The organism is Marinobacter confluentis (genome assembly GCF_004785685.1).
Lineage (GTDB): Bacteria > Pseudomonadota > Gammaproteobacteria > Pseudomonadales > Oleiphilaceae > Marinobacter > Marinobacter confluentis.
In genome coordinates, this window is the sequence record NZ_SRPF01000002.1 from 106,882 (window position 1) to 121,340 (window position 14,459).

Genomic DNA, 14,459 nt, shown 5'->3' on the forward strand with positions numbered 1-14,459 from the left:
GACTAGTCGGTCAGGAAGTTACTGCCAGCGGACTTTTCAATGGCAACCTCGTCCGTTCGGTCCTTAAGGCTCACCCCTGATATTCCCAACCGCTTTGCTTCCCCCATCAGATAGATCAGGCGTTGACTGGCCTGCGCAAAGCTCAGGCCATCTGGCCGCACGTTGGAAATACAGTTACGGCGCGCATCGGTCAGACCGGTTTCGGGTTTCCAGGTAAAATAGATCCCCAGGCTGTCCGGCGAGCTGAGGCCGGGGCGTTCGCCGATCAGCACAACCACGACGTCAGCACCCAGGCATTGGCCAATCTGGTCACCGATTGCCACTCTGCCCTGTTCTACGATTGTCACCGGAGCCAAATTCCAGCCTTCCTGCGACTGATCCAGGTCCGTCAGAAACTGAGAAACCATCGGCACTGCATTGTTCTGAACAGCGGAAGACGACAGACCATCCACAATCACCATAGCCAGAGTGTGCGAATCGTTATTGCCACTGGATTCGGCAAAACGTTTCAGACTCTGCAGCGAGTCCTCTGACAGACAGCGCCCCAAGTCCGGGCGTTGGAGGTAGCTCAGGCGGTCCTCGACCTGGCTTTTCAGCCGAACCGGCGACTGATCCGGCAATGCCATCGGGAGATTCTGCAGGTCCCGGGTCAACTGATGGACATCGAGGGGGAAATGAACAGCGTCAATCGCCCTGGCGTGGGCAAGCTGGAATTCCAGAAGTTCCCGGGTTGGCAGGCTGACACCCGCCCGGCCCAGACCAATTCTGGCGTCGGTAAACTGACGGAGAACCCGCCAGACATTTTCGGTAACCAGTGATTTTTTCTCACTCATCGCCTGCCTCCCGGGTGAGGCCTTTCAACGGTGACCGAAAGGAATCCGGTAGCTCCGTGCTTGGCGCATACCGCCGGGCATCCTCGAAGATCTTCATCCGGACAAGCCAGTCCGCAAATTCCGGCGCAGGCTTGAGGTCCAGAACACGGCGGGCGTAGAGGGCGTCGTGGAATGAGGTGGTCTGATAATTCAGCATGATGTCGTCCGACCCCGGAATGCCCATGATGAAATTACAGCCGGCCACCCCTAACAGAGTAAGCAAGTTGTCCATGTCGTTCTGGTCGGCTTCCGCGTGGTTGGTGTAGCAGATGTCGCAACCCATGGGCAGGCCAAGCAACTTGCCGCAGAAGTGATCTTCCAGCCCTGCCCGGGTTATTTCCTTGCCATCAAACAGATACTCCGGCCCGATAAATCCGACAACCGTGTTAACCAGCAACGGGTCAAAATGCCGGGCCACTGCATAGGCACGGGCTTCACAGGTCTGCTGATCGAGCCCGTGGTGGGCATTGGCGGACAGCGAGCTCCCCTGCCCCGTCTCGAAATACATCACGTTATTGCCAACCGTGCCCCGCTTAAGGGACAGGGCCGCGCATCCTGCGCCTCTTTCAGGGTTGCCAGAGTGAATCCGAAACTGGTGTTGGTCGCCTCGGTACCGCCGATGGACTGAAACACCAGATCAACCGGGGCACCCTGCTCTATGGCTTCCAGCGTGTTGGTTACATGGGTGAGCACGCAGGACTGTGTGGGAATCCCGTATTTCTGGATCACGTCATCCATCAGCTTCATCAGCTTGATGGCCTGGTTCACGTTGTCCGTAGCCGGGGTTAATGCCGATGACCGCATCACCACTGCCGTATAGCAGGCCGTCAAGAATGCTTGCGGCGATACCTGACGGGTCGTCCGTAGGGTGATTTGGCTGCAGACGGGTTGAAAGGTGGCCAGGCAGGCCAATGGTGTTCCGGAAGGCGGTGGTAACCTGGCACTTCTTTGCCACCAGTATCAGATCCTGGTTGCGCATCAGCTTGCTTACCGCTGCCGCCATTTCGGGCGTCAGGCCAGCGCGAATCTGCTCCAGGGTTTGGGCGGTGGCCAGGTCGCTCAACAGCCAGTTTCGAAAGTCGCCCACTGTAAGGTGGGCAATGGGCGAAAATGCGTTCTGATCATGAGTGTCCAGGATCAGGCGGGTTACCTCGTCGCTCTCATAGGGAATCAGTGCCTCTGAGAGAAATTCCCTCAGTGGCAATTCTGCAAGACACATCTGGGCAACGACACGCTGTTCCGCCGACTCGGCAATGACGCCTGCAAGCCTGTCACCGGACCGAGCGGGCGTCGCCTTTGCCATGAGATCGGCCAGGCTGCTGAAATGCCAGGTATGCGAGCCCAGACTGAATCGGTACTTGAACGCCATCCGCCTGCTCCTTTTCTCGTCGATACTGCAGCATCCAGCGCAGTCTGGTCAACGCACTGACCCGGGCTTTTTAGTGACTTCTGCCCTCAAAGAGAATCAAGGGCTGACTTTTCAGGTCAGCCCTTTTTGCAGGAACCTATCCGTTACTCAACGACGACCTGCCAACCGACACTCGGAGTTGCGGCGCCAACTCTCTGAACGGTAGTAATCGTTCCTGTCCGGCCCGCAACACTACCCACGATATCTTCATAGGTCAGGACTTTCTCGAACGTTGCCAATTCATCAACAACCGTTACTGCAGCAGTGGGACAGAACCCGCCTTGGCCATTGATCTCCCGCACCTCCCCGCTTAACACGATGGCGTCTCCTGCCTTCATCACAAACCTTTCCTCTGCATAGCTACCATTGAACGCAAGCGTCGCAAAGTTAGCAAGCCTTATGAATTCGCAGAAAGCTTCCTCAACCAGATCGAAAGAAGGGTTATTCTGGGCAAACTCCCTGGTATTCACCACAATGTCACCCGGATATCGCTCAGACGGCCCCTGAGCCCTGAATGTCCAGTCAAATTCATTGTCGGCTCCACCATCCAGTTGCAGATAGGTATAGCGAAGGATGACAGCCGCATCCGGAACAAATGGATCCGTGTTGGCAGTCTCCTCCTGGAGGTCATTGCGATTATCGCCATCGGTGTCGGGATCAGTCGGGTCGGTCGGCATCGGGTTCAACGCGCCACGCCGATTTACCTCGTCACCGTCATTTACTCCGTCAAGATCAGTGTCGGCCAGCAAGGGGTTGGTAAAGAAGGTTTCTGGCGTCGACCGGCCAGGGATCAGCCTGAGAAAACCATCCTGTTCGTCTTTGTCTGATAAGTCGTCATTATCGGTATCAGAAAGCAGCGGGTTGGTTCCCAGGCCACCAGTCGAACTCGGAAAATCCAGTACTGGATAAAGCTGTGCCAATTCACTGTATTTCCTGAGGTCGTTGACTTCCTCAAAATCTGACAGTCCGTCATTATCCGTGTCCTGTCTGTTGGGATCGGTTCGCAGGTCCCTTTCAATCACGTCGGGCAGACCGTCGAAATCCGTATCAGGCAGGGACGGACTGGACTTGACTGGATATCCCGCGGCTCCATTGACACTGACCATCCATCCCAAGGAATCTTCCTCCCGGTCGGTCAACCCATCAAGGTCAGAGTCGATGAAGTCCGAACCGTCGAACTCGGTCGGATTTAACCCTATTCTCAGCTCCTGACCGTCCGCGAAGGTATCCGAGTCGGTATCCCGGCGCAGCGGGTCACTGACCAGACCCGGGGTAGCAGGACGAATCCCGTCGTCAAACAAATAACCAGTAGTAACGGCTAGCCCATCAACCACATCGATTAAAGGTATGGAGGGGAAACCCTGATTGGGAACGCTGTCAATCACGCCATTCGGGCCTGGAAGAATAATGACACCGCCGGGTGTAATGGGACTGCCTATCAACGCCCGTTGAATATCATCGCCGTTCTTGACGGACTCAACGTTCCCGTTACCAGAAATCGATGGCGATCCAGTGACGATCGAAGCGCCTCCATCCACAATCGCCAGGCCGGCTTCGAAACCGTCAAGCTCGGTAAAGTCCGAAACGCCGTCCCTGTCGGTATCCCGCTGGGTGGGGTCCGTCGCCGGCGGAATGCTGTTGATCGATTCATACAGATCGTCCCCAGCCAGACTGGTCGACAGAATATTATCCTCTCCGGGACCCACTACCGCAGTGCCATAGGCGACCTCCGTGCCAAGTGGTACCAATTGTTCGTCGGTTTCACTGGCTTCGCTCTCAGCGATGCCGTTCCGGCCGGCAATAATGCCGATGGCTTGATCAATACCGACAGCGTCCCGCTGTAAAAACGCACAGAGAGCGTCGGTGCGGCTGTCGTTCAGTTCACAGTAGCGGCGCAGATCCTGCTCCACCGGATCCAGCAAACCATCGCCGTCAGTATCCCTGAAGCGGGGCGAGGAGAACGTCTGCCTCAGATTGCCGCCATCGACCGCAACCCGCCAGCCGACGTTGATTTCAGCAAAATCGCCGAGTCCATCACGGTCGGTGTCCCGGGAATCCGGAATACCGTCGCAAAAGGGTGCGGGTAATGTGCAGCCTGAGGCCAGATCTGGATCAAAACTCTCCCCGAAACTGGTATTGACGTAGTTGTCAGCGCTGCTGTCGGTGGACCCGGACAGAAGCTCGTTGCGGGCAAACAGGCCGTCACCGTCCAGATCCTGCAGGAAGGCCAGAAACAGATCGTTGCCCGCTTCAACCAGAATCTCGTTGAAGTCGGCCGCTGCGGGCAGGTTGTCGGCACTCAGAACCACCCAGCCACGATTGAAATCACCGTCCCGCAAGGTGTTAATTCGCACCAGTTGCTCGGGGCCACTACACGCATTGACCGGTTCAGCAGCCGGGACCAGACACCGGAGGTCGGAATCGTCCACCGCACAGGCGCAGTCGCTGTCGACCCTACAAATATTGCCCGGTTTATTAGAGGTGACCGAGCAGGTGCGGCTGGTTTCATAGCCACTGAAAAACTCAACGGCATCATCATCAAACCGGCCCGTATCCAGTCGTCCGTTTGCACCAGGCCCAATAACCAGGGTTCCCAGACTCAGCCCGGTGGTGCCTCTCGGCACTAACTGGACATCATCCCCCTCTGCTAGGCTATCGGCACGCTTGTTCAAACCCGCAACAATGCCGTTGGCAATGTCAGGGTTGGTGATAAAATCATCGCCGGCGGGACGGGTGTCCAGCCAACCGTTCGGGCCCGCAGTAATAACCGTGTCGCCATCAATTTCGGCGACACGGTCGTCACCACCCAGGGCTACCAGGCTGCTGGTGTCCAGAACACCGTTGACGCCGGGAGCGATATAATCCAGCGAGGTGTCGTGTCGCGGAATGCCCATAATCTCGGACAGAACGTAGCCCACCGGCAAGCCGATCGGATCACCGTTGGATGCGAAGCCCCCAAGGTAGCCGCCACCGGCGACCCCGCCATCATCCAGCACGCCACTGGTGGCAACCAGGTAATCTTCCGCCGCGTCGGCATCGCCAAAGTCCAGAGTAATACGAGCCGTGCGATCACGGGCCACCTGATTAATGAAGGTATAGGTCCGGCCCAGCTCGTCAGTCACCCGGTAATTGGCGACCCGGAAGACCAGGCCCGCAGGCTTGCGCATGATGTCTTCAACTAGGTTCGGGAACACCTCCCGGCTGGCAAAAAGAAAGGGCCCACGCTCCGCATTGAAGGCCCCGAGGCTGACATTCAGCGGCGTACCGGTAATCAGCTCGGAATTCGAAACCAGGGTTGCAACCGGCAGAAAATTATTGCGGGCACCGACCTGTTGAAGCACGGTAATTTCAATGTCGCTGACGTTAAAGGGTACGTTGCCGGTATTGAGAATCGAAAGATCAACGTCAATCCGGGCACCGATGACCTCGCGGTTGACGGTATTGGTGGTGGACAGCTCTGCGCCTTTGGTCAGGGAGTTCTCGTAAACTTCCTGACTTTCCCGTGCCGACTCAGCTTCCGTTCCCTTGGTGTTGGATGCGCTGTAGCCGCCAGTGACCGTCAGTTCAGCGCCACCTCCAAGCGCTTGTTTATCAGCACCGAAAAAGGTGCCGGTTCCTATGCCAGCCCGGAGTGATGCTTCCACTCCCCATTCAGTCGTGTCACTGTTTGACCGCGTAAAAGCGGTACTTTCCGCCGTCGCCAGGGTCGTGTTGGAACTCGACTCCTGGGAAATGACTTCACCGTTCTCATCGGTGAAACTGTAGCGCTCATCAATCTGCAGCCGTACGTTGCCCACGTCAATGCGCAGCTCCGGCAGATCCGCAATCAGTGGGTCCCGATTTAACTCAAACAACTCGGCATTATCAGACAGCTGATCGCCGTCGGTATCGGCCAGCAAGGGCGATGTCTTGAGGTCAAAGTGCTCGAAGCCATCCGGCAGGCCGTCCTGATCCGAATCCTGGGCGAACGGATTGCTGAAAACGGTATTGAGCTCAAAATTGTCATCAAGCCCATCGCCGTCGGTATCGGTGGCTCTCGGGTTCATTCCGTACTGCAGCTCAATCGAATCGTTAAGTCCGTCACCGTCGGTGTCTGCATTGTCGGGATCACTGGTAATCTGGCGCGTGACGATATCGCCATTAGCCAGTTCCACAATCACGGTGTAACCCGCCTGCTCTTCATTGTCGTATAGTCCGTCGCCGTCGGTATCCACCAGGTCAAGGCTGCCAGGTGGAGTGCCTGCAAACTCTGCTGTGTTGGCGGTCAGTACCACCGTTGTACCGGGGCTGACCTGGATCTGCTGTCCGTACAGGTCGGTAACATTGACTACCGACACCTGATAGGTCAGCTCGTTCTGGGATCGCGTCGTCAACCTGACGGCCGTTCTATCCAGACTGGTAAATGCGACGTCCACTACCTGAAGAAAGCCCGCCTCGGTATTCACATTGGCCTGCACAATGCCATAGCTGGCCGGATCCAGCGCGCTATCAGTCACTGGTTTACTGAACGCGACAACAACGTGGGTATTGTCCACGGATCCTGCACTGACTACAGATAACGGATCAGCCACCGCAGACTGTCGGGATAGACCCACGAAGGTCTGCGGGCCACCGTTAATATAAAGCGGCGTTTCATTAATCAGGGATACCACCCCGGGCATCTCTACGGTATATCGGACATCGGCCTGTGGTTCGGTGTTGAGCACGACGGTCTCGGAATCGGCGCCCAGAGTGGCGGCCTGCACGGCCAGCGTAGCGCCGTCCGATGACTTGATCCGATAGGTTTCGAGGAATCCCGCATTAGCCGACACGGGCTCACTGAAACGGATAAGCGTGACAGTATCACTGAGGGGTTTGACGTCGAGAACCGTCAGCTCTTCACTGGCATTGCCGGTGAAGATGATCGGTTCATCTTCCAGACCGGCAACGTCAAACGTTAACGTTCCATTCGGAACCAGTTGTTCGTCCTCTGACGCGATATCGAGTTCAAAGATGACCGACCTGCCATCGGGGGCGGGATAGGAATTCATAACGGGGGCGTTGTTGCCGTTCGACAGGGTAAAGGTAAAAAGCTCTGCTTTCTCAAGCAGGTCTTGCCCGGCACTCTCCTCGAAAGTGAGCTCGACAAATCGCGGGCTCAGCGATTCTACCCGACTGACCTTTGGTAACTGTTCCGCAGAAACTTGCACCGATTCATCAGTACCTTGATTGTCATCGCCACTGCCACCGCCGCCACAGGCCGCGAGAAACAGGGTGGCAAACCATAATGACGACATCTGCAGCCAACGGCCGCCTTTCCTGTGATTGTCCATAGTGCCCCCGGTATGTTTGGTTATCATCACCCGAGCAACCGGTTATCACTGCTCACCACAATGATGATTGGCAACAGGTCAGGCGAAAATTAATACGAAACGTTAATGTTCGAAACGTTGGGATGAGCATAGGTAATTGGCTTTCCGCCGTCAGTAGCCCAGATGGACTAGTGTCGTGGCGAAATATGATGACAAACCCGTAATAGTCCGTTTGGGTAGTTTTTGCATGTATTGGCTCCGCTATACTGTTTAGCAGGCCGACAGGGATGGATTCAGACTTTGAAAATACTGGTGTCAGACGATCACGAGTTGATTAGGGATGGCGTCGCCGCCCTTCTGGGAAGGCTGGAGCCCGGTGCAGACATCTTGCTGGCGACGACCGGTGATGAGGCCATTGCCATTGCCTCAGAACATCAGGATCTGGATCTTGCGGTTATTGATCTTTCGCTTCCGGGGACCAGCGGCCTTCCAATGGTGTCGAAGCTTTGCGAACTGCTGGCAGATGCGCCGGTTCTGGTTCTGTCAGCATCGGCTGACAGGCATCTTATCCTGAAGACGATTGAGTGCGGCGCCTCCGGCTTTGTGTACAAAGCCCTGGGCACCAGGGTGCTGGAACATGCATTACAGATGGTTCTGGCCGGAGGTGTGTTCATGCCTCCCCTCCGCGAAAATGAAGACCAGGCCCTGTCAGCGGTCACCCCGCGACAACGTCAGATTCTCGAACTGCTGGCTCAGGGAAAGTCGAACAAGGAAATCGCGAATACGCTTCATATTTCCGCCAATACCATCAAGAACCATCTCGCCAAACTGTACGAGCATTTCAGGGTCTCCAACCGGACCCAGGCCGTCATGAAAGCGCAGGAACTGGTATCTGGCCAGTAACTCCGAGAATGTCTACACATACACAATACTGCTAATACTGTGCTGACACCCTCAGAAGATAACGGGGATCCTGAGCACTCTCGCCACGAATACCCTCCTCGTAACGACTGGCCAGATTCTGGGCAATGCCTTCAACCAGCCAGTGCTGGCCAAGCTGTTTTGCAATCCGGACATCCAGACGGTGAGTCGACTTTATAGTGGAAGGGCCCCCAAGGGTGGCGTCGCCATTCCATGACATGTCATCAAGATAATAGTAGACGAGACTGGCATCCAACTGGTGCCCCAGGCTCTGGGATAAAAGCAGGCTCAGCGTCGTATCCGGAACGTGATTTTCCCGGCTGGCAAGGCCCGTTTCGATAGGGTCATAACGATCTTCGCTTCTGAGGAAAGCAAACTGGAAGCTGAGCTGAGCGCTCTGCCATGGCTCGGTTTTCAACTGGCCCTCCAGGCCCCAGGTGTCGACACCCACGCGACCTTCGTACCAGACTTCAACCCCGTTATTCAGATAGCCGGGGAACGTCGATGTGGTGTCCGTGGTGCTTCGAATCTGGTTATCCAGGCGCTCATAGAACAGACGCAGATCAACGAGCAGAGCGTTATTGAACAGCTGACCGATGTACCCGACATCGATCACATCAAGTTCTTCCGGCTCCAGACCACCCTGCGAGGAAGTCAGCTGCACCAGCACGCCCCCATCATCGAAATAGAAGGCCTTGTTGAAGTACTCCTCGAAAAGCGTAGGCTTGCGTTCGGCGTGGCTGTAGGTCAACCGGAGGGTGTGATCTGGCGAGGGAAAGTAGTTGACGCCCACCCGGTAGGAAGCACCAGTATCGTAGAGGTCGCCACGCTCAAGCACACCACCGATATTCGCCAGCCACTGCTCCGACAGGGGTATGCTTGCCTGGGCAAACGCCCGGTAGCTATTGTCCCGCTTCCAGCGGTCAGACTCGAACGTTTCCGCGCTTTTGATGCTTTCCTGCCGCCCTCCTGCGCCCAGCACCCAGCTCACCGAGCCAGATTCATAATCCCGGTACTGCACCTCCAGGTCATGGCGCTCCTCTTCATAGGTATACCAGCCGGCCTCAATAGCCTGGTCTGAGCGCCCATCGAATAGCGTTGGTATTGCACCAGGCGGCAAACCGGTTATCTCGGAAAGAAGGCCCAGATTTTCCCGGTCATCCTGGTTTGAATACTGCCGGTAAAACTGGACATAAACATCCCGATCGGTATCAAGTGTGCGGGTCCAGCGAAGCCGCTGCCGGTCGGTCCGGGAATCACGGACGGCATCGGGCTGTGCTATCGGTAAATCGGCATTCACATCAAACTCACCGTAGGTACCCGACAGATCAATATCCAGCTCATCGCTATAACCCAGGCCGACCTGACCACGGAAATTTAACGTGCCGAACTGCCAGCCGTCAGAGCGGTCCCGGTTGCCGTCGGTTTCCTCGAACTTTCCCGTCAAACGGTATTCAAGCGCTCCATCAGCGGCGCCGTATCGCGCTGTCGCTGAACGGGTATTTCGGGACCCCGCAAGACCGCCAGCATAGACACCTGTGCTTGCAATGGGCTTCCGGGTAATAATGTTGATGGTCGAGGTAAATGCATTGTAGCCGTAGGTGGGCGCCCCGCCGCCTCTGAGCACTTCGATGCGCTCGATGTCTTCGAGCGCAACACCGAGAGTTTGCCAATCGACGGTCAGGAAAGAGCTGTAAACGGACGCGCCATCTACCATGACCTCAAGCCCCCGCTGCAGCAGGTCCGACTGGCCGTGATAAGCAACAAGGTGAGGACTGCCGATGGTGGCGCCCGACACCTGAAATCCGGGCACCAGCCTGAGCAGGTCGACGATCTGCGTTGCGCCCGATGCGCGAATCATATCCCGATCAATCACCGTCACTGATGCGGCCGCCCGATTCACAGGCTGCATCATTCTGGACACCGTGATGCCCACCGGAACCTCTGTGAAAAAGTGCGCCTCCGAACCCTGCTCGGTTAAGGATTCTGCCTGCACAGATGTGGGCTTTAGTAGAAAGACAGCTGCGACAATGCAGGCCATCCGGAATGGACCGGATAACGCACCGCTGATAATCGATGAGGCCTTATTCATTGTTATCCTCAGGGTCCCCGGCGTCGGGCTCGTCAAGCAAAGCCAGAAGCTGCTGGGCTTGCTGGCTGAACTGTGCCTCGGCTCCGGTTTCAAAGGCCTGTCGACAGCTATCCACTTTCTGCCGGAGCATTTCAAACTGAAAATAGCCCGCGATACCCTGAATCTGATGGAGCAGGTCGCGTATCGCTTCTTGATCTCCTTCCGTCACGGCCGACTGAAGGACGCTGCCCAGGCGCTCAAACTCCTGTTGAAGCTTCGACCGCAAACGATCTGGTAATACGTGCTGGCGGCCATTTGGGTCACTGGCCGATTCCGGATGCTTGAGGCCCAGCATTCCAGCAATCGTCCGGGCCAGCAGATCGGCGTTGATCGGTTTATACACCAACTGCACCCTGGGGATCTGTTTCTCCAGGCAGTCATTGGCACCGAATACGTCGGCCGTGACGATAACCACCGGTACAAGATTGATCCTATTGTCGTCCAAAGCACGCAATTGCCTGAGGGCAGATGCACCATCCAGGTTGGGCATATGCAGATCCATCAACACCAGATCTACCTGGTGGGCAAGGGCCCGTTCGACTGCCTCATTGCCATCCCGGGCGAGGACAACCCTGGCTCCCCAATCAATCAGCCAGGATTCGATCAGGCGACGATTGAATTCGTTGTCCTCGGCGACCAGCACTGTCTGGTCCGAGAGAAAGCCGCGAACCTGAGTCGCGGTTTTCACTTGAACTGGCGCCTGACTGTCGATCGAGAAGAGTTCCGCAAGCCGGGCTATCAATATATCCGAACGGGCTGGCTTGACCAGAACACGAACTTTGCCCTCAACCTCTCTGGACAGATCCAGATCGGAGTGACGGCTGGTGGCCATCAGCAGAACCGGGCCCGAAAACTGCTCCCGAACCGTTCTGATGCGTGCGCGGTTCGACTCATCCGAATCACTGCGAGGCGAGAGACCAATGATGGCCACATCAATCGTTTTGTTGTCAGGCAGCCTGTTGCTGAGAATACGGCTTGCCACTTCATTGTTCCGGGCGGTAAATACGGTCACGCCCTGCATCACCAGGCTGTTTTTAACGCTATGCCGGGCCAGGGTATGAGGCTCAAAAACCAGAACATTGAAGCGGGCCAGCGGCGTCTGTACGGGTAGCTCAGGCTTTATGTCGGTATTGATCGGCAAGTGGAATGCAAACTCGGATCCCTGGCCGGGCTCACTCTCTACGGAAATACTGCCTCCCATCAGGTCCATGATGTTCTTGCAGATCGCCAGCCCCAGCCCGACACCTCCGAAGTTCCGTGTCGCCGTGGAGTCGCCCTGCTCAAACGCTCTGAAACGGCTGGCAATTTCGTCAGGCGGAATGCCAATGCCGGTATCGGTAACACTGATTTTCAGCTGCTTGCGTGGAAGATCCACGGATGCCCGCAGGATAATGTGCCCGTCTTCAGTGAATTTGATGGCATTGGCCAGTAAGTTTGCCAACACCTGCTCGATACGAAGCTCATCACCTTTGATGAATTCCGGAACATCACTGTCGATCAGAGCGACCAGTTCAAGCCCTTTCTGCTGGGCTTCGGTACTGAATATCGTCGCCATGTTTTCCAGGCATCGGCGAATGTCAAAAATGGACTCGTTGAGCCTGATGGTATTGGATTCGGCTTTTGAAAAGCCCAGGATGCCATCAATGAGGTGAATCAGCAGCTTGGCAGCACGGGACATCATCTCCACGTATTCCCTGGTCTCGGCAGCTGAGCCGGGCTTCAGAATGCGCTGACTGAATCCGTAGATGGCGTTCACGGGCGTGCGAATTTCATGGCTCATGTTGGCAAGGAAGTTCGCTTTCACTTTTTCAGCCTGACTGGCCCTTGCGCGCGCAGCGTCCAGTTCATTATTGCGCTGCTCAAGTTCCGTAACTTTTCTCTCCAGAGACGAGGTTGCTTCGGCTACGCGTTGCTGCAATTCATGTTGGGACGATTCAATGGTTTCCGCCATACTGTTGACGTTGGCCACCAGCCGGACAATCTCCCCCCGCCCCAATCTATCTACCCGCGCAGAGAGGTCACCGTCTGCGATCTGTTGAATGGTTTCAGTCACGGCACTGATCGGTTTCACGAATCGTCTCGACAGGTAAATCGAAACCAGCAGGCTGAAAACGATGCCGATGGCCAGCACCCAGAGGCTTCGGGCAATGACCTGCTGATTGGCAGCTCGGACTTGAGCCATATCAACTTCCAGCATGACCCAGCCAATGGGTGCCTGCTCGGGGGGACTGCTAATTGCGCTTTCCCGATACAGGTCGTCGGTAACCTCCAACGCCGGACCGGCAATCTCACGCACAAATAACCTTTCGCCGATATCATCGTCCTTGCCGTTGGCGCCCGGCCCTATTTCGATGACGCCTTGTAATGCTCTACCACCCGATTGCCAGCGACGAATGTAACCGGCAATATCCCTCGCTCTGAAACCTCCCCCAACATTGGCCTTTACTCGCTGGTTCTGATCGACAATGACGGCAGAACTGACCCATTTCGAGTTAACGGCACCATCCATTAATTCGCCCAATATCTCTTCATCACCAGAGAACAGGTAGTAACCGGCAACCTGGGAAATATTATCGGCGATCAGAACCGCCTGACTCTCAATCGATTCTTCCTGATCCTGAACCCCGAAGCTGGCGACCAGAAAACCAAGGATGGAAGCCACCAGTAACAGCGGAAGCAGACCACCGATAATGATCTGCGACTGGATACTCGACACGTTCGGTTTCAGGATCTTCAAGGTTTTTCCTCTGGTGCCGGATTGCCTGGCGGAACCAGGCTCAGGCTGAGCCCCAGGGACTGGGCTACGGTCTCGTTAAGACTGTACTGATAATAGAACGGAAAGATAAAAAGTGGCCGTTCCTGTACTGGAGTTCCAGATGTCAGTACCGACTGTCTGGAAAAGTGTTCTGCAACCTGGCACCCAAGCGCCTCAGGCGATGAATGAACAGCCGCTATAGCGCCGGCTTTTACATAGCCCTCAGAATATCCAAAAACCGGAACCTGTCGCCGATACGCCGAATACAACAGAAATCGGATTGCACGTGGGGATGTGAGAGCAGGGTCGTACAAAAGCAACATGGCGTCACTGTTATCGAGCAGTGGCTTTACCACTTGCAACAAATCGTCTCCAGACTTTATTGAAGCCGTGTTCAAGGCAAAGCCCAGAGCTTTTGCTTCCCGCGTCAGTTCATCTTCAATAGAGGCGCTCTCCGGCCCGAAAACAACGCTGAGTGTTGATGCTTCTGGCAATAAAGACCGGATCAGGAACAGCCGTCTGGAGATCGGCTGATCAATAACAAACGCCGTTTCAAGGGAACGAGGGCCAGGGTCAGCCTCACCTGAAAGTAGTTCTCGAATCACCACTGCCGGTAAAAGTGACGCGGAAAAGCTGGGAGAGTCCGGATGATCGAACAGGAGTCTGGTTGCGCCGGTTCCTACCGCCACCACCCTGTAGGATTCGAAACTTGTTGGCTCTGCCGCCACCTGATCAACGGTCTTCACGTCATAGGGTGGTCGCCCATCGACCGACGACCCGAAGCACTCTGAAAAACCATCCAGAAACCCGGAATAGGGTGCATTTTTATCAGGGACAACAAGCAGAACCGGAGGGACTGAATCAGGCAGATTCACCTGAGCAGGAACTTCCAGTGAAAACAGGACGAGGATAACGGCTCGAATGAGCCTGTATCGCCAGCGCCGGAACCAGGCTGAGGGCAGACTGCGATTTGCTCGAACGAAAAAAATGGCAGTCATGGGGGGCTGTCTTGGCGCGGTTAGTCACAAACCCTGTTCTACCGCTATTTCCGGTCCATAACAACCACCCATAAATACCATTT

6 protein-coding genes and 1 pseudogene are annotated in these 14,459 nt (G+C 55.8%); 1 reads left to right on the forward strand and 6 read right to left on the reverse strand.

Features of this window, described 5'->3' with window-relative positions; genetic code table 11:
* Nucleotides 1-2: 2 nt before the first annotated feature.
* From eutC to E5Q11_RS06040, 3 genes and pseudogenes are all read right to left on the reverse strand, one after another.
* Nucleotides 3-833, reverse strand: coding sequence for an ethanolamine ammonia-lyase subunit EutC (gene eutC, locus E5Q11_RS06030; protein WP_135802525.1), 831 nt, complete (start codon nt 831-833; stop codon nt 3-5).
* Nucleotides 826-2,241, reverse strand: a pseudogene (locus tag E5Q11_RS06035) (ethanolamine ammonia-lyase subunit EutB). Before E5Q11_RS06035 ends, eutC begins: the two are co-directional and overlap by 8 nt.
* 143 nt (nt 2,242-2,384) lie before the next feature.
* Entirely contained in the window at nt 2,385-7,592 is a 5,208-nt protein-coding gene (locus E5Q11_RS06040) for a hypothetical protein (protein WP_135802526.1), read from the reverse strand.
* A 279-nt stretch (nt 7,593-7,871) separates the two neighbouring features.
* Here E5Q11_RS06040 and E5Q11_RS06045 point away from each other — a divergent pair, with 279 nt between their 5' ends.
* The gene (locus E5Q11_RS06045; RefSeq protein WP_168215621.1) at nt 7,872-8,474 is read left to right on the forward strand and encodes a response regulator transcription factor; all 603 of its coding nucleotides are present in this window, start codon (nt 7,872-7,874) and stop codon (nt 8,472-8,474) included.
* A 31-nt stretch (nt 8,475-8,505) separates the two neighbouring features.
* Here the strand turns inward: E5Q11_RS06045 and E5Q11_RS06050 are convergent, their stop codons facing one another.
* From E5Q11_RS06050 to E5Q11_RS06060, 3 genes are all read right to left on the reverse strand, one after another.
* A complete protein-coding gene (locus E5Q11_RS06050) occupies nt 8,506-10,407 on the reverse strand; it encodes a TonB-dependent receptor plug domain-containing protein (RefSeq protein WP_168215622.1) in 1,902 nt (633 codons plus the stop codon).
* Between the two features lie 169 nt (nt 10,408-10,576).
* Nucleotides 10,577-13,360, reverse strand: a complete 2,784-nt coding sequence (locus E5Q11_RS06055; RefSeq protein ID WP_135802529.1) for an ATP-binding protein — start codon at nt 13,358-13,360, stop codon at nt 10,577-10,579.
* Complete coding sequence (locus E5Q11_RS06060) at nt 13,357-14,376, reverse strand: ABC transporter substrate-binding protein (protein ID WP_135802530.1); 1,020 nt, start codon at nt 14,374-14,376, stop codon at nt 13,357-13,359. The genes E5Q11_RS06055 and E5Q11_RS06060 overlap by 4 nt, the downstream gene beginning before the upstream one ends.
* Between the last annotated feature and the right edge of the window lie 83 nt (nt 14,377-14,459).